Below are 24,707 nucleotides of genomic sequence, written 5' to 3' on the forward strand. Positions count from 1 at the left end.
GGTCCTAGGCGGCGCGGACGGTCTTCTTGGCGAGCTCGTACGCCGGGAGCATCTGCTCGTGCTCCCCGGTGTCGAAGCCGCCGAGGTGCAGGACGACCAGGCCCCGCGGCGTGGTGAAGGCGACGGCCCGCTCCTTCTTGGGCTCGTCCAGGAACTCGTTGGTGTTGAGGTAGGTCACCTCGGCCGCGGCGTACTCCCCCGCCTTGGTCGGCGTGTAGGCGACCTTGTCCCGGTCCTTCGCCTCGTCCGCGACAAACGCCTCGAGCGCCTTGCGGGGGTCGTCGCCGGCGGCGCCGCCGGTCCAGACGCGGATGAAGCCGATGTGCCCGGCGGGCTTCGCGTCGATCTCGCAGACGAGCTTCACCGGGCCCTGCTGGACGGTCCCGAAGGTGGGATCGTCCTTGACGGCCTCCGCCGTCCATGCGGCGGCGAGGTCGAAGGAGACGGGGAGCGGGCAGGGCGAGCCGGCGGCGCCGACGGAGCCGCCCTTCTGCACCGCCTCGGTGTCCGTGGCACCGGCAGTCGCCGAGGCCTTCTCGGCCTTCCCGGGCTCCGCCTCCGCGGCACAGCCGCTCAGCAGTCCCACCACCAGCGCCGCCGGGAGCACTCCCGCGCCCACGCCGCGCATCAGACCTCGCACCACGAATCCCCACCCCTGGTTCAGTTCGGACAAGCCCGACCGATCCTAGAGATGCCGGATGCGATCACCGCAGGTGGGATGCCGGATGCTCACGGAGTGAGCAGGACCTTCCCCCGTACATGGCCCGCCTCGCTCAGCGACTGCGCCTTCGCCGCCTGCGCCAGCGGGAGCACCTCCACGACCGGGACCCGCAGACCGCCCTCCGCCGCCAGCTTCGCGTGGTCGGCCAGCCGCGCCTCGGGGCGTTCGCCGCCGCCCGCCGAGAAGGTCACGCCGTGGGCCGCCGCCTCGGGGTCCGCGATCGTGATGATCCGGTCGGTGGTGCCGCCGCGGAGTTCGATCGAGGCGGGCAGTGCGCCCCGGCCCGCCGCGTCGAAGACCGCGTCCACGCCCTGGGGAGCGACCTCGCGCACCCGGGCGACGAGGCCTTCGCCGTACGTCACCGGGATCGCGCCGAGCTCCCGCAGATAAGCGTGGCTTGCCTCGGACGCCGTCCCGACGACCGTCACGCCCGCGGCCACCGCCAGCTGCACCGCCGCCGATCCGACCGCGCCCGCGGCCCCGTGCAGGAGCAGGGTCTCGCCGGACCGCACGCCGAGCATTCCGAGGACCCGCGATGCGGTGTCCGTCGCCACGGGCAGGGCCGCGGCCTCGGTGAAGTCCAGGTCCTGGGGCTTCGGCGCGAAGGACTCGGCCAGCGCGTACTGCGCGTACGCCCCGGTGACGGTCCAGCCGAGCACCTCGTCGCCGACCGCCGTCTGCGTCACGCCCTCGCCGAGCTCGTCGACGATCCCGGCGAACTCGATGCCGGGTGTCGCGGGCAGCGGAGTCGGAAAGACCTGCTGCATCCAGCCGTGGCGGATCTTGTAGTCCATCGGGTTGACCGCCGCCGCCTTGACTCTCACGCGGACCTGGCCCGGTCCCGGCTGCGGCTTCTCCGTGTCCGCCAGGTGCAGCACCTCGGGTCCGCCGAACTCCTCGAAGACGATCGCTTTCATATCTGTTCGACCTTCCATGTCTGGCATGTCTGGCTCCTGCGCCAGGATCAATCCTCCGTTCCCGGCCCGCCCGGTACGGCCCGTCTTTCGGACGGTTCGACCTGGCCGAAGGGACAGCCGCCGACGCGGACCGCGGTCGTACGCTGGCGGTCATGGAACTCACCGGATCCGCGCCCGTCGTGCCCGCGCTGGCCGCCGCCTACGAGGTGATCCGGCAGCCGCTCGGCAAGATCCTGCCGAAGCTGTCCGAGACCGTGGACACCCTCGTGCCGCATGTGGCAGCGGCGGAGCTGTCCACGCACTGCGCGCACTCGCCGTTCAAGACGTACGGGGACAGCGCCTTGGCAGGCCGGATCACTGTGCCGGAACTGCATCCGCTGGTCGCGTCGGTGCCCGCGGGACGGCCCTGGCAGGGCACGGTCAGGATCGGCGGGGCCGAGCGGCCGGTGCTCGCGGTGGCCAGCGACGCGACGCCGCGCGGTGCGCTGATCGTGTTCGTCAGGGATCCCGGGCGGGATTCCGTACGGGTCGGGGACGGCCCGATCGACGAGTCCGTCACCGGCGTCGTTCAGGCCATGTGGGACCTGGTGACCAGCCATTTCGACCGGCTCGCCGTCGAGGCTGTGCCGGGGCCGCTCGCCCAGTCGCGGGCCGCCGCCGGGGAGCGGGCCCGAGTGATCGCCGAGCTGACCGAGGCTCACGCCGCCACGTTGTCCGGGCTGCTGGGCGTGTTGCGGAGCCGCGGTCTGGACGACGTCGCCGCTCGTGCCGCCGCCGTCGATCTGGCCGCGACCGCGCTGATCGACCTGCGTTCCGAGCGCGAACTGGACCAGCAGATCGCCGAGGAACCGGCCGGGCAGGCGTTCGCCCGGCTCGCGGACTCACTGCGGCTGCTGCTGCACCACAGCCCGGTCCGGCTGGAGCTCGGCGCACCGGACTCGGCCCGTCCGCTGGCCGCCGACGTGGCGCACGCGGCGCGCGCGATCGTACGGTCCGTCCTGCTCACCGTCCTTGAGCAGGACGGCCTCGGCCGGATCCACGTCGGCTGGCAGCTCACCGAGAACGAACTGCGCGCGACCGTACGGGACGACGGCCCGGGCGAGCTCTCCTCCTGCGTGCTGAGCGCGAACCGGATCAAGGAGCGTCTGGAGGCGCTCGGCGGGCGGCTGGACCTGGATGCCGTGCCGGGCTGGGGCACGACGGTCACGGCGACGATCCCGCTCGGCACGGCGCAGGCGGCGCCCGCCGATCCGCTGGGTTCGCTCGGGGCGCGCGAGCTGGAGGTGCTGACGCATCTGGCGCGCGGGCACCGCAACCGCGCGATCGCTCAGGAGCTGCACATCAGCGAGTCGACGGTGAAGTTCCATGTCGCGAACATCCTGACCAAGCTCGGGGTCGCGTCGCGCGGGGAGGCGTCGGCGCTGTTCCACGCGGTCGCGTAGACAGCGGTCGCGCAGACAGGTTGCACCGTCGGGTCGCACAGACGGCGGCCGTTGTCAGACGCGGCTGCGACACTCGCAGTCATGGGCGAACGGTGGGCTCTGGCGGCGGCGGAGGGCGACGGGGCACGACTCGTCCCCCTCGGCCCCGACGGGCTGCCCTCCGGGCCCGTCCAGGAAGAACCGGACCTGGCCGAGGCCGTACGCTCCCGGCCCGATGCGGCGCGCTGGGTGTGGCGCTCCACCACCGAGATCTATCCGCGTCTGCTGGCGGCCGGCGTCCGGGTCGAGCGGTGTTACGACATCGAGGATGCCGAGCTGCTGCTGCTCGGCCACGAAGGACGGCTCGGCGAGCCGAGGTCGGCCGCGGCCGCGCTCGCCCGGCTGCGCAACGGTCCCGTACCGCCGGATCCGCCGCAGCGCCAGGCCGAGCCGGGCTCGCAGTCCTCGCTCTTCGAGCCGAAACCGGTGACGGTCCCCTTCGAGGGACTTCTCGAGGTCTACGCGGACCAGCAGCGAAGGCACCGGGCCGCCGAGCACCCGGGACGGATGCGGCTGCTGACGGCGGCCGAGTCCGCCGGGATGCTGGTGGCCGCGGAGATGAACCGCGCGGGACTGCCGTGGCGCGCGGACGTCCATCGCGACGTGCTGCACGAAATGCTCGGCGAGCGGTACGCGGGCGGCGGCGAGCCGCGCCGGCTCGCCGAGCTCGCGGACGAGGTGTCGGCGGCCTTCGGGCGACGGGTGCGGCCGGATCTGCCCGCGGATGTGGTGAAGGCGTTCGCGGGGGCCGGCATCAAGGTCAAGTCCACCCGCCGCTGGGAGCTGGAGGAGATCGACCACCCGGCGGTGCGGCCGCTGGTCCAGTACAAGAAGCTGTACCGGATCTGGACCGCGCACGGCTGGAGCTGGCTCCAGGACTGGGTGCGGGACGGCCGCTTCCGGCCCGAGTATCTGCCGGGCGGCACGGTCTCCGGGCGGTGGACGACCAATGGTGGCGGGGCACTTCAGATCCCGAAGGTGATCCGGCGCGCGGTGGTCGCGGACGACGGCTGGCGTCTGGTGGTCGCCGACGCCGACCAGATGGAGCCCCGTGTGCTGGCCGCGATCTCCCGCGACCGGGGCCTGATGGAGGTCGCCGGACACGACGGCGATCTGTACTCCGCGCTGTCCGACCGGGCGTTCTCCGGAGACCGCGACCACGCCAAGGTCGCGCTGCTGGGCGCGATCTACGGCCAGACGTCCGGCGACGGCCTGAAGAACCTGGCCATGCTGCGCCGCCGATTCCCGCTGGCCGTGGCGTATGTGGACGACGCGGCGCGCGCGGGCGAGGAGGGCCGGCTCGTACGGACCTGGCTCGGCCGCACCAGCCCGCAGGCGGCCGGGTCGGGCGACGACGACGAGGCGGGCCTCCCGCAGGAGAGCGACGAACCCGCCTCCTCCGAGAGCGAGTTCACGCCCGGCTATGCGTCGTCGAACGCGCGGGCGCGCGGCCGCTTCACCCGTAACTTCGTGGTGCAGGGCAGCGCGGCCGACTGGGCGCTGCTGCTGCTCGCGGCGCTGCGGCAGTCGCTCACGGGGATGCGCGCCGAGCTGGTGTTCTTCCAGCACGACGAGGTGATCGTGCACTGCCCGCAGGAGGAGGCCCAGGACGTCGTGAAGGCGATCCGCGAGGCCGGTGAGCTGGCCGGGCGGATCGCCTTCGGGGAGACGCCGGTGCGGTTTCCTTTCACCACGGCGGTGGTGGAGTGCTACGGCGACGCGAAATGAGGAAACCGGCGGCTACTTGAGCGTGCGCCACTTCGTGTCGAGCGCGATGGCCTTCAGCTGCGCCATGGTGAGGGCGGGCTCGGCGCGGGTGGCGTCCGTGCCCTGAGCGCCCGAGTTGAACGCCATGATCACCACACGGAAGCCGTCCTTGCGGATGGTGTCGACCGTCCACGCCACGGCGCCCTCTCCGCCCTTCTGGTCAGGGTCGGCCTCCTGCCGCTGGATGACCGTGGTGCCGTCCGGCAGGGTGGTGACATCGCCACCCGCGCCGATCAGATCGTCCTTGACGTCCGACATGTCGGGCTGCACGTTGATCCCGATCATGCTCTTGCCCTTGCCGTCGTTGACGACCACGAACGCGTACTCGCCCCCGCCACCCTTGTCGGCCACCTTGAGGTCCTTGGGCAGCAGGGAGATCAGCGCACGCTGGACGGAGTCGCCGGTGGCCGCGGGCGGGACGGCTCCCTTGTCCGTTCCCTTCCCGGCTCCCTTGTCGGCCCCCTTGTCGGCGTTCCTCGGCGCGCTCGCGAACTTCTGCCACTCCGGAGCCGTGACCAGGTCCTTCATCTGCGCCACCGTCAACGGCGGGGCGGGACGCGTGACTTCGGCGCCCTTCTCGGCGGCCGCGTTGAACTCGCTCGCGTCGACCATGATCCCCTTGGGCGTCACCAGCGTGGCCCGCCACTCCTTGGTCTCCTCACGGCGGTCCGGATACACGTACCCCTGGAAAATCATGAACCTCGACCCGTCGGCGAGCGTCTCCGCCTTGCAGGCGTCGTACTGCACCAGCGACTTGGACGGGCAGGTGGTGAGTTCCGCGGCCCCCTCGCCGCCCGGATCAACGCGGTTCAGGCTCAGGCCGATCGCTCCCGCGCCCTTGCCGTCGTCGAACACGACGGAGGCGTACGGCATCGACGGGACATCGTCCTCGCCGCCGCGACCCGTCTCCTGTGTGGTCTCCCCCTCCGGCAGCAGACTCTTGAGCGTCGAGATCATCTGCTCCTTGGTGACCGGCTCGGCGGTGGCGCCGCCGCGCGCGGTGGGCTTCGGCGGCGAGGCCACCGAGCCGGTGGTGCCGGAGCCGCCGGACCCGTCGAGCAGTCCGCCGCCGTACGCCCCGCCGACGCCGACCACCGCCAGCGCCAGCACGCTGCCGGTCACCGCCGCCGCGCGCCGCCGGGCCAGCCGGCGGCGGCCGCGCGTCAGGCCGCCCTCCACCAGTGCGGGCCGGTCGGCCGGGTGGATGGTGTCGCCGGTGCGGTGCAGCGCATCGCCGAGTTCGTCTTCGAAAGGCATGGGGAACCACACTCCCAGATCGAAAAGGTACGGAAAAGGTCTTGGTGTCCCGATCAGGGACAGGTCACGGGGATCAGCGGGCGGCGAACTCCGCGATGCTGCCGCCGAGTTGTTCGCGGAGCCTCGCGAGCGCCCGCACCGATCTGGTGCGTACCGCGGCCGAGCTGACGTTCATCGCGTCGGCGGTCTCCTCGATGCTGCGGTCCTCCCAGTACCGCAGCACCACCACCGCCCGGTCCTTCGGTGCGAGCTGCGCCAGCGCGTCCAGCAACGCGATGCGCAGCGCCGGGTCGTCGCCGGAGTGCAGGACGGTGTCGGGGAGTTCACCGACGGGCCGCTCGTCGGCTGAGCGCCGCCGCCGATGGGTGAGATAGGTGCGCACAAGAACGGTCTGGGCGTAGCCCGCCGGATTGTCGATCCGTGAGAGCCGGCCCCACAGCGCGTACATCCGGCCCAGCGTCTCCTGCACCAGATCCTCGGCGAGATGGACATCGCCGCTGGTCAGGAGAGTGGCGGAGCGGAAGAGATGACCGGCCCTGCCGGACGCGAACTCCCGGAACTCCTCTGCGCGGGAACTGCTCATCCCGTTCCTGCCCTCCCCCACTCTCGCGCCGCCGACGCTTACATCTCATTGACGCGATGGACAGCCCGGAATGTTTCACCGCACCGCCTCACCGACCCGGCTTCACCCGCTCAGGGACCGGCGGCGGCCAGCAGCGCACGCAGTTCGCCGAGGGTCGCGTCGAGCGCGCCGTCGAATCCCTGCAACGTCTCGACCGCCAGCCGCCACTGCGTGCGCGCCTCGGCCACGCGGCCCTGTGACCGCAGCAGCAGACCGCGCTGGTGACGGGCGAGACCGACGATGTACGCGTCGTTGCGCTCCTTGGCGCGTTCCAGCAGCAGCGCGCATTCGCGCACGGCCTCCTCGGTACGGTCGAGGCCGCGCAGCGCGCGGACCTTGCCGATCCGGGTCTGCGACTGGCCGTGCCAGTTGCCGTCGTCGCCGAGGATGCGCAGGCTCTCGTCGAAGTGCGCGGCAGCCGCGGCCGGTTCGCCGAGCGTGAGATACGCGTACCCGATGTTGCAGTGGGCGGTCTCCTGGAGCATCTCGCTGGCCAGCCGCACGCCCGCTTCGAGGCTGCGCTCGTGGTAGCCGATGGCGGCCCGCGCGTCGGTGTGCTCGTACAGATTGCCCAGGTGGCTGAGGACGATCGCCTCGGCGTACGCGTCGCCGAGCCGGCGCGCGAGCGCCAGGCTCGACTCCAGTGCGTCGGCGGCCTCCTCGTGGCGGCCGACGCTCTCCAGCAGCATGCCGCGGTTGCCGAGGCCGCGCTGGAGACGGCGTTCGTCGCCGAGCGCGCGCCAGACGGCGATGGCCTCCTCGATCAGCGGGAGGGCGCGCTCGGGCCTGCCGGCGAGGAAGTTCGTGCCGGCGAGATCGCTGAGGGCATGGCCTTCGGCCTCGGGGTCGCCGGAAGCGCGCGCGGCTTCCAGAGCGATGTGGTTGAGAGCGGCGAGTTCGCGCGGGCGGCCGCGGTGCTGGAGGTAGGTGAAGCAGGCCCGTACGAGCAGCAGCACGGTCCGGGACGTGTGCGCGTACCGCTCGGTGAGCGCGACCACATTGCACAGCTCCCGGTCGCCCCAGGCCAGCGCCGCCTCCACCGTCGCGAACGGCGTCGCTTCGCCGATCACCGGCGGCAGCCGCAGCTCGGCCTCCAGTCCGTGCGGCAGCAGGGCCACACCGGTCTGGCGCGCGGACTCGGCGTACCAGCGCAGCACGCGTTCGGCGGACTCCGGCCCGCCGTCGTCGCGTTCGGCGAGTTCGCGTGCGAAGTCGCGTACGAGGTCGTGCGGCACGAAGCGTCCGTACGAGACCTCCTCCAGCAGCGCCACATCGACGAGCCGCTCCAGCGCGGCGGCGGCCCGGCGTTCGTCGGAGTCCAGCAGCCGCGCGACGGCAGGCACGCCGTACTCGGGCAGGTCCACGGCGCCGAGGCGGCGCAGCGCGAGGGCTGCGTCCGCTTCGAGTCCGGCGTACGCGACGGCCAGCGAGCCGCGGACGCTCAGATCGTCGTAGTCGAGGTGGTCGAGTCGGCCCGCCTCCGCGTCCAGCAGTCCGGCGAGCACATCTGCGGTGAGCGCACGACGGGCGGCGAGCCGGGCCGCGACCACGCGCAACGCGAGCGGCAACCGCCCGCACCGCTCGACCAGCCGCTCAAGACCCTCGTCGAGACCGCGTCCCGACACGGCCCGCAACAGCGTCCGGCTGTCCTTCGCCGACAACGGCGCGAGCGGGAAACGGACCGCACCGTCGAGCGCGGTCAGCGGAGAACGGCTGGTCACGACGGTCGCGCAGCCGGGCCCGGCGGGCAGCAACGGCCGCACCTGCGCGGCGGACGCGGCGTCGTCGAGCACAAGAAGGGTGCGGGTGGGCGCCAGGGTGGAGCGCAGCAGAGCGGCCGCGGCGTCGGGGTCGTCGGGGATCTGCCGCGGCTCGACACCGAGATCGCGCAGCAGGACGGAGAGTGCGCGGCAGGGTTCGAGCGGGCTCATGCCGGGGGTCGCGCCGTGCAGATTGAGATAGAGCTGGCCGTCGGGGAAGTCGGCACGCAGGGCGTGGGCGACATGCAGGGCGACGGCGGACTTGCCGACGCCGGCCATGCCGGAGACGACGACGAGCGGGTTGCGGGCGGGATCTGCGCCTTCGGCCGTCAGGGCCGCGCGGAGTTCGGCGACGAGAGACCCGCGGCCCGTGAAGTGCCCTGGTGCGGGCGGCAGTTGGGCGGGGCTCGGGGCCCGGTGATCCGTCGGTGCGCGAAGAATGTCCTCGTACGCCTCCTGGACCGACGCGCCCGGGTCGACGCCCAGTTCGTCGACGAGCGTCACCCGCAGCGACTGGTACGCGGCGAGTGCTTCGGCCTGGCGGCCCGTGCGGTGCAAGGTCAGCATCAGCTGGCGGTGGAACGCCTCCCGCAACGGGAACTCCGCCACCAGCGCGGCCAGTTCGGGGCCGATCATGTGCTCGCGGCCCAGCGCGAGTTCCGCGTCGTACTTCCACTCCAGCATCAGCAGCCGAGACTCCCGCAGCCGCTGCACCAGCGCGGGCGTGCCGGCGTCGGGGTCGTGGACGCCGGAAAGCGGCGTGCCGCGCCAGAGCGCCAGGCCGGTGCGCGCCGCATCGGCGACGGCATGCCAGTCGCCCCGGGCGTGCGCGGCACGGGCCACGCGCACCTGCGCCTCGAAGACCTCGGCGTCCAGCTCACCCGGCTCCACCCGCAGCAGATAGCCCGGCGGCACGGCCCGCAGCCTGTCGTCCTCGGCGAGCAGCCGGCGCAGCCGGGTCACATGGTTGTGGAGCGAGGCATGGGCGGACGCGGGCGGTTCGTCGCCCCAGAGCGCGTCCTTCAACTCATCGACCGGAACGACGCGATTCGGCCGCAGCAGCAGCGCGGCGAGCAGGGCACGGATCTTGCCACTGCTCAGGGTCCGGGGCTCACCGGCGGCGTCGTGCAGCGCCGGAGGTCCGAGCAGCCCGAACCGCATCCGTATCGTCTCCAACATGGGGTCCAACAGTGGGGGGAGCCAAGCGTTGGCCACATGTTAGCGATCTGTTGGGGGCAACTGTTTGGATCGAGGGTATGGATCCGGCCACGGTGGTGCTCGGCACGTGCGGGCCACACTCGGGGGAGTGACACGGCCGCGGCCGGATCTGGCAGCTTGCGGACGTCGCGTCCATCGGCTACTTCGCACGTCGTACGGACGGTGTCTCCGCAGGTACGACGCGAACCGTCCCGTCCCGCGCCGATGCTTCGTCCATGACTTCCGTGACCACCCGGACCACCGTCCGACGGCCCCGCGCCCCCGAAACCCTCTCGTACGTGACCGGCGCGGTCCTCGTCGCCGCCGGTCTCTTTCACCTGGTGGTCTTCTTCGTCGACGGCGGCCCGTGGAACGGCCCGGTCTCCTGGCGCAAGCCCGTCACCTTCGGCCTCTCGTTCGGGCTGACGCTGATCGCGCTCGCCTGGGTGACCTCGTACCTGCGGATCGGCGACCGGGCCCGTACCGCACTGCTCGGCCTCTTCGCCGCCGACTGCGTGCTCGAAGTCGCCGGAATCACCGTCCAGGCGTGGCGCGGTGTCCCGTCCCACTTCAACCGTGAGACCCCGTTCGACAGCACGGTCGCGACGGCGCTCGCGGTCGGCGGTGTGCTGCTGGTGGTCATCCTGACGACATTCGCCGTCGCCTCCTTCCGGCACCGCCCCGACGGCGGACCGGGCATGGCCCTCGCGCTGCGAACGGGCTTCGCCATGCTGCTGATCGCCCTCGCGACGGGCGCGGCGATGATCGCGTACGGCGTGGTGATCACCGGTACGGACGGCCAGCAGGCGGCCTACCACTCCACCGAGGCGCTGAAGCCGCTGCACGGAGTGTCGCTGCACGCGATCCTGGTCCTGCCGGTGCTGGCACGGCTGTTCAGCCACCGGGTGGTGGTCGCGGCGTCGGCGGCGTATGTGACGGCGGTCGCCGGGGCCGGGGTGTGGGCGCTGCTGCAGCTCTGAGGCTCACCCTTCAGTACTCTTCAGCGCATCGCGGGAGGGGGCGCCGATGGACCGGCTGCGCATAGCGTTCGGCCTTGTCGTGGTGGTCATGGGCACCGCCTGGCTGCTCGGCGGCGGCTCGGCCCTCCGCTCCGGCGGCCGCTGGCTCCTCACGGCGCTCCCGTACGTCCTGATCGCCCTGGGCCTCCTGCTGGTCCTGCGCGCGGCCCTGCCGAGGGGCCTGCTGACCGGCCCGCTCGCACTGATCGCGGGCGGCGGGCTGTGGGCGGCGTACGACCTCGGGTATCTGGGCGGCACGGCGGGCGGCAAGGTGCTGCCCGCGCTGGTGATCGCGGTGGGAGCGGGGCTGGCGCTGGCGGGCGGGGGTTCCGGCCGGGCGGGCGAGGACTATCCGTTGAGGCGGTACCGGAGTGTGCTGCTGCCGGTGCGGCGGACGGTGATGCCGGGCTCGACCGAGCTGGTCAAGGTCGGCGTCGGGTCCTACTTCGGCGACGCGCGGATCGATCTGTCCAGCGCACCGTTCGCGCCGGACCCCAGAGCGAACGGACGGCATGTCCTGCAGGTCGATGTCAGCGTGCTGTTCGGCCGGGTCGAGTTGGTCGTCGACGCCGCGTGCGTCGTGGTGAAGGGCAATGTGGAGAACAGTCCGGCGGTCCACTTCGCCGAGCGGGTCCGCGTGCATGTGACGCCGCCGGCAGGATCGGACCGGCAGATCGTACTGAACGTCCTAGGAGTCGGCGGTTCGGTGGCGATCCGTTCGCTGTGACGTGTCCGGCCCGCTCACCGGATGCTTGAACTGCTTGTCGTGGAGGGTCTCGTGGTCGCGGAGAGGCGCTACCGAACCCGGGCCGAGGAAGTCGGTGATGTCCTTGTTGAGCTGGTACTCCTCCCTCGGCGTCTTGGGCAGTTCGTAGTGCATCGCCGCGGCCAGGTCGAACCGGTGGAGGTCGAAGACGGTGGCCAGCAGCCTGGCATGGCCGCGGGACGCGGCGACCGCACCTCTGTACGCGAGCACGGACAGCGCCGCCGCCAGGAAGGGCGCTGCTGACCAGGGGTCGAGGCGGGCCAGCAGCGGGGTCGTGGCCAGCGACAGAAGACCGAAGGAGATGCTCAAGGAGGCGGTGGAGGTGATGAGTTCGAACTGGCGGCCCACCGCGCCTTCGAGCCGGTCGGAGATGTACGGGTACAGCCGCGGGTACACGACCATCATGTCCAGGCCGTACCGGTCTCCCGCCACCCTCTCGCCGCGTCTGAGAACGTTCCCGAGCAGGGTCGGCATCACGTCCGTCGGGTGAGTCTCCGCCTCAACAGGCTCGTCCGCCAGCCTGTCGTCGTTCGGATACGCGTCACGCACGCTCTCGGCGCGCAGTTTCCTGCGCACCGCTCGCGATGCCCGGCGATCGTGGCGGGCAAGTTCCTGAAGGGTGGCGTCTGTTCGGGGCGGCGGCACGGAGTGACCGGACTCGGCCACGGTCTTGGCGTCGTCCCTGCGGCGCCGGTGCCGCTCCACGGCGGCAGGCACAAGCGGGGCAAGTGGAGACGGGTTGGCCCAGTAGCCCTCGAGCAGTTGGACCAGAGCCGTCTCGAAGGGACGGAGGAGTATCCCGCAGAGCAGGGCAGCCAGCCCGAAGAGGGCGATGGCGAGCGCGTCCCGCTTGCCCTCCGGGAGGACATGGTCGAACCGCACCTGTCCGTCGGGCGAGTACGCGCCCGCACGGACCAGCACGGCGACCGTGGTGACCACGACGGTCGCCGGAAGGATGTTCAGCAGGCTGAAGCGCGAGCCGCCGAGGGCTTTGGTACTCGCCGAGACCAGTCCACCGAGCATGCTCAGGGCTTCCTCGAGGTACCGAATTTCACCACGAGCCGCCGACGGCACGCGGGACACGACCGCCCGGGGTCCACGTTCGCCGCCTCAATGGCGAAGTTGGCACAGCCGACGCAGATGAAGACATCCAGATTCGTCGCGCCCGCGAGGGTGCCGAGCCGGCCGCTCACTTCGGCCGACCGGTACAGCGCCCGGTCCATCCTCCGGCCGCAGCACCACTGGTCCGCGTTCGAGGAGACCTTGCGAACACGCTTGGCACCGGCACGGCAGGCCGGGTCGGAGCACACGAAGATCCGCTGCCCGTTCTTCATCAGCCCGGCCGAGCCTTCCCAGGGCTGCGACTGGACCAACAGCAGCCGCCGCAGCATCAACAGCCGCACCCACAACCCCGGATACCGTTCCTCGCTCCGCACGCGTGCCACGGCGCCCTCCCCAAAGCGGTGCCCTGAGTATGCCGTTCGACCGGTCGCGCCGACCAGCGTTCCGTCAGTCCACCAGCCAGCGCCCCTCCGCCATCAGCTCCCGCCCCTCCAACTCGTCCGCCTCGCGCCAGGCTTGGAGCCGCTGCGGCGACACCCGGAAGTACCGGTACACCGTGCTGAGCCCGCGCGGATCGAAGCCGGTCTTCGCCTCGAACGCGTCGCCGAGTTCGTCCGTCAGCTCGCCGTCGCCGAGCGCCCGCACCGTTCCCTCGATGAGGACGAGGTCCCGCGTCGGCCCGATGCCGATCCGGGCCTTGCCGCTGGCGTGCAGATTGCGGCCGGTGGGGCTGGCGGCCGGGGTCGCGATCAGCAGCGTGCTGCCGTCCCAGAGGAAGGACAGCGGCACCATGTACGGCGTCCCGCCCGCATCCGCCGTGGCGACCCACGCGTCGGTGTCCTGCTCCAGCCGGTCCAGGCTGTCCTGCTTGCGCTGCTTCGGGGTTCTCACCGTTCAACTCCTGGGTCCAGGACGGGTTTCACATCGATGACGGGCGTGCCGTCCAGTGCTTCCAGATTCTGCACCTGCGCCCTCGTACCGTCGATCGACTTGATGGTGACGCGGTGCAGCCCGACCGGATTCGGGCGATCCGCCGACCGTGTGCAGAAGACGCCGGTCTCGGGCCGCGCCGGATCGTCCCGCGGGTGGACGGTCAGGACGTCGCGCCGCGCGCGGTCGAGCCAGGTCAGCACCAGGACGTCCGATCCGGCCCGCAGGCCGCGGAGTGCTTCGCTCATGCTCTCCTCGAACACGATCCAGGCGTCGGGCGCACCTTCGTCGCCCTGCTTCGGGGCGGTCTCGGGGTCGGTCAGCGGTGACTCGACCCGGCCAATGGGCCGCAGGACGTACGGGCTGCCATTCACGGTTCGGCTCCTTCCGGCGGGCGCGGTCGGCGCGGCTGTCGGACGCTGCGACCGCGCCCGCTCACAGCGTCCGTCCTCATAGGAAACCCGAGTGCCGTCAGAACCGCAGGCGGCTCCGCGCAGTAGGATTGCGGACCGACAGTCCGATTCTCCGCGCCGAGCGCGCACCGAAGCACCGAAGCACCGACCGCCAGGAGGAACCGTGCCCCCGGCCGTACGCAAGGAGCGCGCCGACGCCGCCCGCAACCGGGAAGCCGTGCTCGCCGCCGCCGCGCGGCTCTTCGAGGAGCGCGGCGATCCCGACCGTGTGTCGATGGACGACATCGCCGCGGCCGCCGGTGTCGGCAAGGGCACGCTCTTCCGGCGGTTCGGTGACCGTGTCGGCCTCATCAAGGCGCTGGTGGAGCGGCGTACGGAGGAGCTGAGGGCCGATCTCGTCGAGGGGCCTCCGCCGCTCGGCCCCGGCGCGCCGGCCGACGAACGGATTCTCGCGCTGCTCGATGCCGTGGTGCGGCTGAAGCTGGGCACCCGGCCGCTGATGCTCGCCCTGGAGAGCGCGGGCAGCGGCAGCCCGTACCAGAACGACTCGTACGAACTCTGGCACGGCCGGCTCACCGAGCTGCTCGTCGAGGTGCGCGGCAAGCAGGACGCCGACTTCCTCGCGCACGCGCTGCTCGCCGCCGTACGGAGCGATCTCATCGAGCATCTCGCCGCCGGCGGCACTCCTCCTCAGCGCATCCGCGGCGGAGTCGCCGCCCTCGCCCGCGCCGTCCTCTCGGCGTAGCCGCTCACCGCTTCAGATGTGCCTCGGCGACCGCCAGCGCCGCCGCCATGATGCTCAGCTGCGGATTGACCTCCGGGCATCCGGGCAGCACGGAGGCGTCAGCGATCAGCACGCCGTCGACGCCGCGCAGCCTGCCTTCCTCATCGGCCGGCGCGCGCTGCGGATCGGATCCGGCGGCGACCGTGCCGGTGGGGTGGTACGCGGACAGGTGCAGCTGACGTGATGTCACTCCCGCCAGGATCTCGTCCAGTTCGGGCAGGTTGCGGGCCCGGGGCGCCGCCGGGATTCCGGTGAGAACCTCCTCCGCACCCGCCGCGAACAGCAGCTCGCCCATGGCCCGTACGGCGCGCATCAGACAGCCCGAGTCGCGCGGGTCCAGGTCGTAGCGGAGCAGTGTCCGTTCGCGGCCGAGCACTCGTCCCGACGGGCGGTCGGCGATCATCGCGCCGAGGGTGGCGAGCCGGTCGGAGTCCTCAAGTTCGCGCCGCAGCTCGCTGCCGAGGCCGGGCAGCACGAAGGAGCCCATGCCCGGCGGGGTCGCGGTCGCCTCGATCAGTACGCCGCCGTCGTGCAGTTCCTCCACGCCGACGCTCTGCAGGACTCCTTCCCAGGCCGTGACGGGTTCGGCGAAGCGTCCGGCGACGCTGGTGGCCGGGTGGACGCTGAGGTTCCGGCCGAGGCGAGGATGAGAGCCGAGGCCCGAGCGGCGCAGCAGCGGCGGCGACTGCAACGCACCCGCGGCGAGAACGACCAGCGGCGCGAGGATCTCGAACTCGGCGCCGCTCTCGCGCCGTACGAGCACACCCGCCGCGCGCGGACCTCCGGGCCGGTCCCCGTCGACAAGGATCCGCCGCACCTGTGCGCCGGTGACGATCCGCGCGCCGGCGGCGCAGGCGTCCGGCAGCACGGACAGCTGCACACTCTGCTTCGCGCCGGTCGGGCAGCCCACCACGCACTGGCAGGAGCCCTTGCAGCCGGGCGCGTTGCGGCGCAGTGGCGCGGCCTGCCAGCCGAGGCGTTCGGCGCCGGCGAGCGCGAGGCGGCCGTTGTTGCCGAGGACGTCCAGTGGCTGGGTGGCGACTTGCAGGGTGCGTTCGGCCTCGTCGAGGTACGGGCCGAAGCGCTCGGCGAGTGAGAATCCGAAGTCGCCGGTCCACCGGGCCAGCACATGGTCCGGAGTGCGATAGCAGGTGCCGGAGTTGACGACGGTGGTGCCGCCGACGGCCCGGCCCACGGGCAGCAGCAGCGGCGGGTTGCCGACAGCGACAGTGGCACCGCCGTCCCGGTACAGCTCCGCGAACCGGTCGAGCGGGGTGCGCCGCCCGAAGGAGGCGGTGGAGTGGTGCTGTCCTTCCTCGAGCACGACGACATCGAGCCCGGCGCGTGCCAGCGTCCGCGCGGCCGTCGCGCCACCCGCGCCGGAGCCGATCACCACGGCGTCGGCGCTGGAACGCGCGGGCCAGGCGTCAGCGGGCGTGCAGTCGAGCGGCGGATCCTGGCGCGTCAACTGCGCCGTCCGTACGCCCTGTTGGAGCATCCGCTCCGTCCCGGCGGCCAGCAGCACCGGCACCTTGAGCACATCCAGCAGCGGCAACAGAGCGGGCCGCGCCCCGAGCGAGCCCAGGACCGCGTCCCGCTCGGGCCCGGTGAGCGCATCGAGCCTGCGTCCGGCGCGGGCGACGGCGTACGCGTCAAGGGCGGCCGCGGCGGCCCGCATCCCGGCGCGCGCGGGCAGCGGCATCGACGCGAGCACTCCGTCAAGCCGCCCGGGCACCCGGGCCGGCCACGTCTCGCTCCCGTCGTCGTCGATGAGCGCGGCGACGAGCCCGCCGAGGCTGCGAGACGGTGTCATCGCGTGCCGACCTCGGCGTGCGCCGTGCCCGACAGGGTCCACTCGGCCTCCGTGCGCCAGCCGCCCCACCAGCGTTCCAGCAGGACATGCGCGTCCGCGCTCTCGCTGTTGCGGCAGACCGCCTGCGCGCCGTCCGGGTCGGTGTAGTCGAGGGCGAGCGTGCGCTCGTCGGGCTGGGTCACCTCGACGCGGATGCGGCGCAGGCCCGCGCGGCCCGTCACCGTCCATGTCGGCAGGCCGACGTCGGCGCGGAAGCGTCCGAGTCCGGCCCAGCCGATCGCGGTGCGCTCCGGGCGGCGCGGCCAGGTGCGGCCACGCCGGCGCAGGCGCAGAAAGACCAGGGGCGGCAGTCTGCGCAGGCCCGGCCGCATGGAGACCGCCGCGACGATCTCCAGCACGTCCCCGCCGCCGAGGTCCGCGTGCAGCCATGCCCAGCGGCGCGCGTTGCCGTGCCCGTAGATCCGCGCGGACGCTCCGGGTGCGTCGGCGAGCTTGAGCGTCGTGCTGTCGTACGAGACCGTGCCGCCGTACGAGGCCGATGCGGCGGGCAGGATCTGCGCGGCCGGCAGCAGCGGACGGGCCCAGGACCAGCGGGGGAAGGTGAACAGCGGGGTGTCCGCGGCCCGTTCGGCCAGGTTCCAGCGCAGTTCTCCCGCCGTCCCGGTCAGCCGGCCGGGCGTGGCCCATACGCCGTCCGCGACGAACCCCTCCTCGTTGCGGGTCCACTTGGCGGGGCCGAAGCGGGCGTGACGTACCGGGCCGTCCTGGGGGAAGACCGCTGCCCAGCCGTGGGCATAGGGCTCGGATCCGTCGGCGGGCGCGGTGAGTTCATGGTGCAGCCACAGGCCGGTGCCGGTGGCCGGATCGGTCGCGGTGGTGTACCAGACCTCGGTACGGCCGGGCTCGCCGTTCCAGCGCGGAGCCATCAGCGGGGCCGCGTCCTCGCGGCGCGGGAAGCGGAAGCTGGCCAGGAACGGCACGAGTCCGGTCGTCACCGGGAAGCGCAGCGTGCCTTCGCCGGTGCGCGCGCCGTCCTCGTAGAGGGTGTACGGCAGCACGGTCATCGACGTCAGCGGCCTGCGCGGGGTCACGGACTTCCAGCCGTCGAGCGTGTACCGGCGGCCGTCGGCGGTGAAGGAGATCCGGTAGCGGATGCGCCGCCGGGCCAGCGGTGATATCTCCAACTCGCCTTCGGCGTCCGGGTCGTCGGCCCAGCCCGCGATCCGGATCCGGCCGGAGATCCGCGCCTCGGTCGTGCCGCGCAGACGCAGCACGCGGTCCGCGGACGCGGTGAGGTCGAGGCGCACCGGCCGGGTACGGGACTCGCCGTCGAGCCGGACCGTCCCGAGCATCGATTCGCGAAATGACGTGCCTCGTGTGCTCATGCGAGTCCCTCCAGCATGATTCGTTCGGTCGCCGTCAGATACGCGTCGGCCGCGCGCCGCGCACCGCTCTCGTCGCCCGCCGCCACGGCGTCGACCACCGGGGCCAGCCGGCCGTGCGCGATCGAGGCGTCGGTGAAGGGCCCGACGAGCGCGGACCGCACCGGCAGATAGGCATTGAAGAGCGTGTTGGTCAGCAGGACATAGACACGGTTGCCGGTGGCGCGGGCCAGCGCCCGGTGCACCTCGATGTCGGCGAGCTGCACCGCGTCCCCGTCGTCGGCCTCGCGCACCGCGTCCAGCAGGGTGCGCAGCTCGGCCCGGTGCTTCTCGGTCGCGCACGCCGCGGCCCGTGCGGCGATCAACGCGCCGACGCTGCGCCGCACTTCGAAGATCTCGCCGATCCAGTCCGGGCTGTGGCGCACCAGCATCGGCAGCAGATCGGCGCCGCCGAATCGCGCGTAGTCGCGCACCCGGGTGCCGACGCCGTGCCGGGTCTCCAGCAGTCCGGCCTGGACGAGCCGGCCGAAGGCGTGCTTGAGCGTCGTGCGGGTGACGCCGTATCCGTCGGCGAGCCGGCGCTCGGGCGGGAGATAGCTGCCGGCCGGGTGGCGTCCGGCGAGGATGTCCTCGCGCAGCCGGGTCTCCAGGACATCGACGATGGTTTCGCGGGGCAGTGCCTCCACGCCGTCCTCTTCCGTGAGTTGCTTGGCTCTTGCTGATGACTGACGGTGCTGTTGAGCGGCTCGTGCTGAATGAGTGGCTCAGTGGATGAGCCACTCAACCAACACGGTTGAATGAAGTCAATGCGACGTCATGTACGTCTTCAGCGCGAGATGCACCTGGAGCGCCTGGTCGCCGTGCCGCCACTGCTTGCCGAGCAGCGCGGAGATCCGGTCGATGCGCTGGTAGAGCGTGTTGACATGGACGTACAGCGCGGCCGCGGTCCGGGCCAGATTGCCGTCGCGGGCGAAGTACTCCAGTGCGGTGCGGGCCAGTTCGCTGCCGCGGGCGGCGTCGTGCTCCACCAGCGGACCGATGGTGCGGCGTACGAACCGGTCCAGCTCCTCGCGGTCCGCGCGGCCGAGCAGCAGGCCGTGGATGCCGAGCTCGTCACGGCACGCGCCGTCCCCCGCCCGCCCCAGCGCGAACAGCACGTCGAGACAGCGCGCGGCGTCCCGATGCGCCTCGACCACGGCCGCGGCTCCGGGCCCGGCCGCCTCGCCGCCGACGGTGACGGCCCCGCCGGCCCCGGCGGTCAGCATCTCCGCGAGCACCCGCGCGACAGCTCCAGGCCCTCCGGCGCCCGCACGCTCGGCCGGGCCCGGCAGCACCACCACCGTGTTGCCGCCGTACTCTCCTGCGATGCCGCCGGTCCGTGCCGCATGCACCCCCGCCAGTTCCGTGATCCTGCGCCGCCGGTCGCCGTCGTCGCCGCGGGCCACGAGTACGGTGTGGGCGCGTTCCAGGTCGAGGCCGACCAGCGCGGCCCTGCGGCGCAGGCCCTCCGGGTCGCGGTCCGGCGCGCCCAGCAGGTCGTCGAGGATTTCGCCGCGCAGCCGCTGCTCGGCCTCGGCGACGGTGCGTTCGCCGAGCAGCATCAACGCAACGGCCTGCGCGGCCCGTTCGAGGGCGTGCACGTCGGAGGCGTCGAGTCCGCCGCGCACGAAGAACAGCGTGCCGAAGTTCTCCCCGGCGGCGACGATCGGCGTCACGCAGCTGCCGCCCCGTGCCACCGACACCCGCCGCCGACGGGCCTCGCTCAACTCCCGTACCAGCTCCGCCGGTACGGGCGGAGCGTCACCGGCCCACGCCAGCGGCCGGTCGTTCGAGTCGAGCACCAGGACGCTGCCGCGCAGCACATCGGCGAGTGCGTGCGCCAGTTCCGCCGGGCCGCCGCCGTCGAGCGCGACCGCGGTGAGCCGTTCATGGACGGCCGAGGCCTTGCGCACCTGCTCGACGAGCGTGGCGTTCTCGATGGCCAGCGCGGCGAAGTCGGCGAGCGGGACGAGCAGTTCGACCTCGTCCGTGGAGAACGGCCGCGGCGCGCGGTCGGCGGCGAACAGCCCGCCGTACACCTGGTCGCCGGCCTTCAGCGGCACGCCCTGGATCGCCACCAGGCCTTCCGCGCCGACGACGCTGTCGGCTCTGTAGCCGTGGCCGGAGTGCGCGAAGCGGTCGTCGTTCGGATGGTCGGTGGTGCGGCACGGCTGCGCGGTCTCGGCCACCAGGCCACCGAGACCCGTACCGGCGGCGAACCGGCCGGTCCTGAAGGCCTCCGTGGTGATGCCGTCGGTGACCCGGACATAGGTGTCGCCCCGTTCCCGGTCGTGGAGCAGCAGATACGCGGCATCCGTCCCGACCAGCGCACGGGCCCGCCGGACGATCGCCTGGAGCACGTCTTGGAGGTCGGGCAGCGAGGCGAGGTCCGCGGCCGTCTCGCAGAGCGCGGCGAGCGCGGCCTCGCGGCGGCGGTGGGCGGCGAGCCGGGACCGTATCTCCAGCGCTTCGCCGACCAACGGCCCGTCCGCGCCCACGGCATGGAACTCCGCCTCGTCCGCCTCCTCCCGCAGGAGTCGCAGCAGGGACCCTGTGGCCGAGCCGGTGCCCGGTGTGTGCGTCTTGGTCACGCGGCCCTTGATACCTCACATCCGCTGCGCCCCGGTGATGGATGGGCTCTCCATTACTTCACCGTGCGCTGTGGAGGATTCCTCCGCAGACCGGTTTCGGCCTGGTCCGCGGCAACTCGCGGGGCTGGCGGGACTGGTGGGGCCGCACGGGCGGAAACTATGGGCCGGAAGTCCGCAACCCATGGCCGATCATTCGAGGGAGTCACAGATGACCAAGCCGGTGGAGCTCGACCTCCCCGTCGAGGGCGGCGCGAAGCTGCGCGTCCTGCGCTTCGGCGAGGGCCCGCGCGCGGCGGTCGCCGCACACGGCATCTCCGCGTCCGCGATGTCCTTCGCGGCCGTGGCGCGCCAACTGCCCCCGGGCTGGTCCCTGTTCGCCCTCGACCTGCGTGGCCGGGGCGGCAGTGACACCGTCCCCGGCCCGTACGGCGTCGACATCCACGCGGCGGACATCTGCACGGCCGCCGCCCGGCTCGGCGGTGGCCGGCCGGTCGCGCTCACCGGCCATTCGATGGGCGCGTACGTGGCACTGCGCGCCGCGGCCCGCCGGCCGGAGCTGTTCGACCGGCTGCTGCTCGTCGACGGAGGCATGCCACTGCCGCTGCCTCCGGGCGCCGACCCGGACGCGATCCTGGACGCCACGCTCGGCCCGTCGATCGCCCGCCTCTCGATGACGTACCCGAGTGACCAGGCGTACGTCGACTTCTTCCGCGCACACCCCGGGCTCGGCCCGTACTGGAACGAGGACATCGAGGAGTACGTCCGCTACGACCTCACCGGCCCTCAAGGCGCCCGCCGTTCTCGCGCCCAGCAGGAAGCCGTTCGCCAGGACGGCCGCGAACTGCTCACCTCGGCCGCCTCCTTCGGCGCGGACCTGACGGGCCTGACGGTCCCGGCCCGCCTGCTGTACGCGCCGAAAGGCCTGATGGACCAGACCCCTGCGATGAACCCGCCTGAACTGGTGGCGCACTGGAAGGCCCAGGCTCCGGAGCTGGCGGTGGAGGAGGTGCCGGACTGCAACCACTACACGATCGTGCTGGGCGCGGCGGCGAAGACGGTCGCGGCGCGGCTGGCGTCGCCGGCGTAGAGACCGGGCGAGCGGCGGGTCAGCGGGATCCGCGACCTTGACGTTCTGACACTCCATGCATAGATTGTCAGAATGTCGGAGGATGAACGGGTGAAACGGATCATGGACGCCGCGTACGCGTGCTTCACCAGGCACGGCGTGCGGCGCACGACGATGGACGACATCGCCCGTGAGGCCGGAATGTCCCGTCCGGCGGTCTACCAGTACGTACGCAACAAGGAAGACGCCTTCCGCCGGATGGCCGCGCGTCTGCTGGACGCGACACTGGCCGACGCACACCTCGCCGCGAAGTCCGGCGCGGGACTCACCGGCCAGCTGACGGCCATCCTGCAGGCGAAGCTCGATCTGGCGCTGAGGGTGTGGCGCGACAGCCCGGCGCACGCCGCCGAACTGCTGGGCGAGGACGCCCGGCTCTCGGCGGAGCACATCGACACCTACAACGCAGCGATGCGCGATCTGCTGGTGAAGGCCGTCGCCACGGCCGACACCGCCATGTCGCGAAACGAGGCCGCCGAGTTCGCCGACATCCTTCTCGCCTTCACCCGCGGCCTGGAGGCCGACCTGTCCGACCCGGACGCACCGACCCGGCGTCTGGGCCGAGGGGTCGCGCTGCTCGTCGCGGGCCTCCACCCGAAGAGCGACCACCAGGAGTCATCATGACCACAGCCGTCCTGATCACCGGTACGTCGTCGGGCATCGGCCGCGCCACCGTCGAACGACTGGCACGCCGCCCCGAACTGACCGTCTACGCCACCGCCCGTCGCGCCGAATCCATCGCGGACCTCGCCGACACCGGTGCCCGCGTCCTCGCACTGGACGTCACCGACCCGGCGTCGATGGCCGCCGCCGTCAAAACCGTCGAGGCGGAACACGGCGCGGTCGGCGCGCTGGTCAACAACGCGGGCTACGGCGAGTACGGGCCCGTCGAAGAGGTGCCACTCGACCGCATCCGCCGCCAGATGGACACCAATGTCATCGGCCTGGCCCATCTCGTGCAGCTCGTACTGCCCGGGATGCGACGGGCCGGACGGGGCCGCATCGTCAACATCAGCTCCATGGGCGGCAAGGTCACCTTCCCGCTCGGCGCGTTCTACCACGCCTCCAAGTTCGCGGTCGAAGGCTTCACCGACGTACTGCGGACCGAGGTCAAGCCGTTCGGCATCGGAGTGAGCCTCATCGAACCGGGCGTCATCCGCACCGGATTCGGCTCCACGATCACCTCGACCCTCTCCGAGAACACGGCCAAGAACACCGCCGGCGACTCGGGCCCGTACGCGGCCCTGAAGAAGGCACAGGACAGCCTCGTCAACTCCGGCGGCACCATGGAACGCATGGCCGGCTCCCCCGACGACGTCGCCCTCGCCGTCGAACGCGCCCTCACAGCCACCCGCCCGCGCCCGCGCTATGTCGTCACCGCCCACGCCAGGGCCCTGATCGCCACCCGCCGCCTCCTCGGCGACCGCGGCTGGGACGCCCTGGTCACCCGCATGTACCGCTGAACTCCCACCGCCACTCAGGTCGACCGGGCACGCAGATGCGCCCGCTCCCCCTGCTGCCCGAACAGCACCAGCAACTCGACGGGTTCGGCCCCCTCCGCCCCCAGCCAGTGCGGCACATGGGTGTCGAACTCCGCGACCTCACCGGGCTTCAGCACCAGCTCCCGCTCCCCGAGAACCAGCCGCAGCCGGCCGTTGAGCACATAGACCCACTCGTACCCCTCGTGCGTCTTCGGCTCGGGATCGGCGTCGCCGTCCTTGGCCGGGATCACCAGCTTGTACGCCTGCATCCCGCCGGGCCGGCGGGTCAGCGGCACAAACGTCAGCCCGTACCGGTGCACCGGCCGGAAGTGCACCCGCGGATCCCCGGTGTGCGGAGCCCCCACCAACTCGTCCAACGGCACGCCGTACACCCGCGCCAACGGCAACAACAACTCCAGATTCGGCCGCCGCCCACCACTCTCCAGCCGCGACAACGTACTCCCGGAGATCCCGGTCGCCTCCGCGACATGGGCCAGGGTCACGCCCCGCTGCCGACGGATCTCCCGCAGCCGGGGTCCTACAGCGGCCAGCACGTCGGTCAGCTCGTCCATACGGGCCACCTTGCCGAAACGGCACGAGAATCTGCAAGCGCGGAGCTGCACTGGGTGCAGTCGCTGAACGGACCGGCGGCTTCAGTCGTCGTGCCCGGCACCGCGGTCGGGTGCGCTCATGTCGCCGGTCCTGGGCGTGCCGTCGGCGAGTCCGTAGCGCAGGTACACGGTGCCTTTCGGGCCGGCTGCGGGCGGTTCGAGGAGTGTGAGGTTCGTGGGCACCCCGCCACCGTCGAAGACCTTCTTCCCGACGCCGAGCACGATCGGGTGCACCCAGAGGTCGAGACGGTCGAAGAGCTTCTCGCGCAGGAGGGTCTGCACCAGGTTCAGGCTCCCGACGACCTTCACGTGCTCGTGCCGGTCACGGATCTCGCGCACCGCGCCGGCCAGATCCGGGCCGAGCTGCGTGGACCCGGCCCACGAGAGGTCGGGCCTGCCGCGGGAGGCCACGTACTTCGGGACGCTGTTGAAGAGCGTGGCGATCTCGTTGTCCTCGCCGCCCTCCTGGTGCGGCCAGTAGGCGGCGAAGATGTCATACGTCCGCCGGCCGAGCAGGAGGGCGTCCGTGCCCTCGTACGCGGCACCGACCTGCGCCCCGGCGACCTCGTCCAGCAGGGGTGCCTGCCAGCCTCCGAACGGGAACCCCACCGGGTCCTCGTCGGGGCCGCCGGGCGCCTGGCCGACGAGGTCGAGGGTGGCGAACAGCTCGATGTGGATGAGGCCCATGCCTTACTCCCGATGAGTTGGTTGTCCCGGTCGGGAGGTAGACCTGTGGGCGTCGGCAGAACTCATCGCTGCGACGGCACCCGGCTTCGTACTCGTCGACCGCCTCGCCCGGTACATCGGCCACATGCCGACCGATCTTGAAGCGCGCAGCATGGTGCCCTGCCTTACGCCACCAGGCCGGGACGCCGCACCGGCACTCCCCGCTCACGATGGATCACAGGCCGCGCCCCAACTGGGTGGCTGCCCTGCGTCCAGCGTCACCGCAGGTCACCGGCGCGATCTAC

23 protein-coding genes are annotated in these 24,707 nt (G+C 72.1%); 8 read left to right on the plus strand and 15 right to left on the minus strand.

What is annotated here, in order from left to right; genetic code table 11:
• Positions 1–4: 4 nt before the first annotated feature.
• Positions 5–673 carry a lipoprotein gene (locus tag ACH4YL_RS03655; RefSeq protein WP_398504471.1) on the minus strand — a complete coding sequence of 223 codons (669 nt, stop codon included), beginning with the start codon at positions 671–673 and terminating at the stop codon, positions 5–7.
• Between the two features lie 56 nt (positions 674–729).
• Entirely contained in the window at positions 730–1,638 is a 909-nt protein-coding gene (locus ACH4YL_RS03660; RefSeq protein WP_398504473.1) for an NADP-dependent oxidoreductase, read from the minus strand.
• A gap of 152 nt (positions 1,639–1,790) precedes the next feature.
• Here ACH4YL_RS03660 and ACH4YL_RS03665 point away from each other — a divergent pair, with 152 nt between their 5' ends.
• On the plus strand, positions 1,791–3,080 hold the full coding sequence (locus ACH4YL_RS03665; RefSeq protein ID WP_398504474.1) for a LuxR C-terminal-related transcriptional regulator: 1,290 nt from the start codon (positions 1,791–1,793) through the stop codon (positions 3,078–3,080).
• 81 nt (positions 3,081–3,161) lie between these two features.
• Positions 3,162–4,847: a bifunctional 3'-5' exonuclease/DNA polymerase gene (locus ACH4YL_RS03670; RefSeq protein WP_398504476.1), complete on the plus strand. Its 1,686-nt coding sequence runs from the start codon at positions 3,162–3,164 to the stop codon at positions 4,845–4,847.
• A gap of 12 nt (positions 4,848–4,859) precedes the next feature.
• Here ACH4YL_RS03670 and ACH4YL_RS03675 read toward each other — a convergent pair whose 3' ends face one another.
• The 3 genes from ACH4YL_RS03675 to ACH4YL_RS03685 all read right to left on the minus strand — a co-directional run bounded on the left by ACH4YL_RS03675 (position 4,860) and on the right by ACH4YL_RS03685 (position 9,704).
• A complete protein-coding gene (locus ACH4YL_RS03675; protein WP_398504478.1) occupies positions 4,860–6,143 on the minus strand; it encodes a hypothetical protein in 1,284 nt (427 codons plus the stop codon).
• 73 nt (positions 6,144–6,216) lie between these two features.
• The gene (locus tag ACH4YL_RS03680) at positions 6,217–6,726 is read right to left on the minus strand and encodes a SigE family RNA polymerase sigma factor (RefSeq protein ID WP_398504480.1); all 510 of its coding nucleotides are present in this window, start codon (positions 6,724–6,726) and stop codon (positions 6,217–6,219) included.
• Between the two features lie 110 nt (positions 6,727–6,836).
• On the minus strand, positions 6,837–9,704 hold the full coding sequence (locus ACH4YL_RS03685) for a BTAD domain-containing putative transcriptional regulator (RefSeq protein WP_398504482.1): 2,868 nt from the start codon (positions 9,702–9,704) through the stop codon (positions 6,837–6,839).
• A 254-nt stretch (positions 9,705–9,958) separates the two neighbouring features.
• Between ACH4YL_RS03685 and ACH4YL_RS03690 the strand changes: the two genes are divergently transcribed.
• Both ACH4YL_RS03690 and ACH4YL_RS03695 read left to right on the plus strand, forming a co-directional pair.
• Positions 9,959–10,702, plus strand: coding sequence for a hypothetical protein (locus tag ACH4YL_RS03690; RefSeq protein WP_398504484.1), 744 nt, complete (start codon positions 9,959–9,961; stop codon positions 10,700–10,702).
• Positions 10,703–10,748: 46 nt separating this feature from the next.
• Positions 10,749–11,468 carry a hypothetical protein gene (locus ACH4YL_RS03695; RefSeq protein ID WP_398504486.1) on the plus strand — a complete coding sequence of 240 codons (720 nt, stop codon included), beginning with the start codon at positions 10,749–10,751 and terminating at the stop codon, positions 11,466–11,468.
• Here ACH4YL_RS03695 and ACH4YL_RS03700 read toward each other — a convergent pair.
• The 4 genes from ACH4YL_RS03700 to tsaA all read right to left on the minus strand — a co-directional run bounded on the left by ACH4YL_RS03700 (position 11,430) and on the right by tsaA (position 13,873).
• Positions 11,430–12,530, minus strand: coding sequence for a hypothetical protein (locus ACH4YL_RS03700; RefSeq protein ID WP_398504487.1), 1,101 nt, complete (start codon positions 12,528–12,530; stop codon positions 11,430–11,432). The genes ACH4YL_RS03695 and ACH4YL_RS03700 overlap by 39 nt on opposite strands.
• A gap of 2 nt (positions 12,531–12,532) precedes the next feature.
• Positions 12,533–12,952, minus strand: a complete 420-nt coding sequence (locus tag ACH4YL_RS03705; protein ID WP_398504488.1) for a hypothetical protein — start codon at positions 12,950–12,952, stop codon at positions 12,533–12,535.
• 64 nt (positions 12,953–13,016) lie between these two features.
• Entirely contained in the window at positions 13,017–13,460 is a 444-nt protein-coding gene (locus tag ACH4YL_RS03710; protein ID WP_398504489.1) for a pyridoxamine 5'-phosphate oxidase family protein, read from the minus strand.
• Positions 13,457–13,873, minus strand: coding sequence for a tRNA (N6-threonylcarbamoyladenosine(37)-N6)-methyltransferase TrmO (tsaA, locus tag ACH4YL_RS03715; protein ID WP_398504491.1), 417 nt, complete (start codon positions 13,871–13,873; stop codon positions 13,457–13,459). The genes ACH4YL_RS03710 and tsaA overlap by 4 nt, the downstream gene beginning before the upstream one ends.
• A gap of 202 nt (positions 13,874–14,075) precedes the next feature.
• On the opposite strand from tsaA, the gene ACH4YL_RS03720 reads away from it, so the two are divergent.
• Positions 14,076–14,657: a TetR/AcrR family transcriptional regulator gene (locus tag ACH4YL_RS03720; protein ID WP_398504493.1), complete on the plus strand. Its 582-nt coding sequence runs from the start codon at positions 14,076–14,078 to the stop codon at positions 14,655–14,657.
• Between the two features lie 4 nt (positions 14,658–14,661).
• Here the strand turns inward: ACH4YL_RS03720 and ACH4YL_RS03725 are convergent, their stop codons facing one another.
• From ACH4YL_RS03725 to ACH4YL_RS03740, 4 genes are all read right to left on the minus strand, one after another.
• Positions 14,662–16,509 (minus strand): FAD-dependent oxidoreductase, encoded by a 1,848-nt coding sequence (locus tag ACH4YL_RS03725; RefSeq protein WP_398504494.1) that lies wholly within the window; start codon positions 16,507–16,509, stop codon positions 14,662–14,664.
• Entirely contained in the window at positions 16,506–17,894 is a 1,389-nt protein-coding gene (locus ACH4YL_RS03730; protein WP_398504496.1) for a hypothetical protein, read from the minus strand. The genes ACH4YL_RS03725 and ACH4YL_RS03730 overlap by 4 nt, the downstream gene beginning before the upstream one ends.
• Positions 17,891–18,577, minus strand: a complete 687-nt coding sequence (locus ACH4YL_RS03735) for a FadR/GntR family transcriptional regulator (protein WP_398504498.1) — start codon at positions 18,575–18,577, stop codon at positions 17,891–17,893. The genes ACH4YL_RS03730 and ACH4YL_RS03735 overlap by 4 nt, the downstream gene beginning before the upstream one ends.
• 117 nt (positions 18,578–18,694) lie before the next feature.
• Positions 18,695–20,521, minus strand: coding sequence for a helix-turn-helix domain-containing protein (locus ACH4YL_RS03740; RefSeq protein WP_398504500.1), 1,827 nt, complete (start codon positions 20,519–20,521; stop codon positions 18,695–18,697).
• 208 nt (positions 20,522–20,729) lie between these two features.
• Here ACH4YL_RS03740 and ACH4YL_RS03745 point away from each other — a divergent pair, with 208 nt between their 5' ends.
• The 3 genes from ACH4YL_RS03745 (at position 20,730) to ACH4YL_RS03755 (ending at position 23,107) form a co-directional block, all read left to right on the plus strand.
• Positions 20,730–21,608 carry an alpha/beta hydrolase gene (locus ACH4YL_RS03745; protein WP_398504502.1) on the plus strand — a complete coding sequence of 293 codons (879 nt, stop codon included), beginning with the start codon at positions 20,730–20,732 and terminating at the stop codon, positions 21,606–21,608.
• Positions 21,609–21,680: 72 nt separating this feature from the next.
• Positions 21,681–22,268, plus strand: coding sequence for a TetR/AcrR family transcriptional regulator (locus tag ACH4YL_RS03750; RefSeq protein WP_398504504.1), 588 nt, complete (start codon positions 21,681–21,683; stop codon positions 22,266–22,268).
• Entirely contained in the window at positions 22,265–23,107 is an 843-nt protein-coding gene (locus tag ACH4YL_RS03755) for an SDR family NAD(P)-dependent oxidoreductase (RefSeq protein WP_398504506.1), read from the plus strand. The genes ACH4YL_RS03750 and ACH4YL_RS03755 overlap by 4 nt, the downstream gene beginning before the upstream one ends.
• Before the next feature lie 14 nt (positions 23,108–23,121).
• On the opposite strand, the gene ACH4YL_RS03760 is transcribed toward ACH4YL_RS03755, so the two are convergent.
• Positions 23,122–23,697, minus strand: coding sequence for a helix-turn-helix domain-containing protein (locus ACH4YL_RS03760; RefSeq protein WP_398504508.1), 576 nt, complete (start codon positions 23,695–23,697; stop codon positions 23,122–23,124).
• A gap of 81 nt (positions 23,698–23,778) precedes the next feature.
• Positions 23,779–24,423 carry a dihydrofolate reductase family protein gene (locus ACH4YL_RS03765; protein WP_398504510.1) on the minus strand — a complete coding sequence of 215 codons (645 nt, stop codon included), beginning with the start codon at positions 24,421–24,423 and terminating at the stop codon, positions 23,779–23,781.
• Between the last annotated feature and the right edge of the window lie 284 nt (positions 24,424–24,707).

The organism is Streptomyces sp. NPDC020681, from assembly GCF_044334895.1.
Lineage (GTDB): Bacteria > Actinomycetota > Actinomycetes > Streptomycetales > Streptomycetaceae > Streptomyces.

Bases quoted from the DNA above. Each gene is read 5' to 3' on its own strand.
- ACH4YL_RS03660 (WP_398504473.1), bottom strand. From the start codon at position 1,638: ATGAAAGCGATCGTCTTCGAGGAGTTCGGCGGACCCGAGGTGCTGCAC.
- ACH4YL_RS03665 (WP_398504474.1), top strand. From the start codon at position 1,791: ATGGAACTCACCGGATCCGCGCCCGTCGTGCCCGCGCTGGCCGCCGCC.
- ACH4YL_RS03670 (WP_398504476.1), top strand. From the start codon at position 3,162: ATGGGCGAACGGTGGGCTCTGGCGGCGGCGGAGGGCGACGGGGCACGA.
- ACH4YL_RS03675 (WP_398504478.1), bottom strand. From the start codon at position 6,143: ATGCCTTTCGAAGACGAACTCGGCGATGCGCTGCACCGCACCGGCGAC.
- ACH4YL_RS03680 (WP_398504480.1), bottom strand. From the start codon at position 6,726: ATGAGCAGTTCCCGCGCAGAGGAGTTCCGGGAGTTCGCGTCCGGCAGG.
- ACH4YL_RS03685 (WP_398504482.1), bottom strand. From the start codon at position 9,704: ATGTTGGAGACGATACGGATGCGGTTCGGGCTGCTCGGACCTCCGGCG.
- ACH4YL_RS03690 (WP_398504484.1), top strand. From the start codon at position 9,959: ATGACTTCCGTGACCACCCGGACCACCGTCCGACGGCCCCGCGCCCCC.
- ACH4YL_RS03695 (WP_398504486.1), top strand. From the start codon at position 10,749: ATGGACCGGCTGCGCATAGCGTTCGGCCTTGTCGTGGTGGTCATGGGC.
- ACH4YL_RS03700 (WP_398504487.1), bottom strand. From the start codon at position 12,530: ATGCTCGGTGGACTGGTCTCGGCGAGTACCAAAGCCCTCGGCGGCTCG.
- ACH4YL_RS03725 (WP_398504494.1), bottom strand. From the start codon at position 16,509: ATGACACCGTCTCGCAGCCTCGGCGGGCTCGTCGCCGCGCTCATCGAC.
- ACH4YL_RS03730 (WP_398504496.1), bottom strand. From the start codon at position 17,894: ATGAGCACACGAGGCACGTCATTTCGCGAATCGATGCTCGGGACGGTC.
- ACH4YL_RS03745 (WP_398504502.1), top strand. From the start codon at position 20,730: ATGACCAAGCCGGTGGAGCTCGACCTCCCCGTCGAGGGCGGCGCGAAG.
- ACH4YL_RS03750 (WP_398504504.1), top strand. From the start codon at position 21,681: ATGTCGGAGGATGAACGGGTGAAACGGATCATGGACGCCGCGTACGCG.
- ACH4YL_RS03755 (WP_398504506.1), top strand. From the start codon at position 22,265: ATGACCACAGCCGTCCTGATCACCGGTACGTCGTCGGGCATCGGCCGC.
- ACH4YL_RS03760 (WP_398504508.1), bottom strand. From the start codon at position 23,697: ATGGACGAGCTGACCGACGTGCTGGCCGCTGTAGGACCCCGGCTGCGG.
- ACH4YL_RS03765 (WP_398504510.1), bottom strand. From the start codon at position 24,423: ATGGGCCTCATCCACATCGAGCTGTTCGCCACCCTCGACCTCGTCGGC.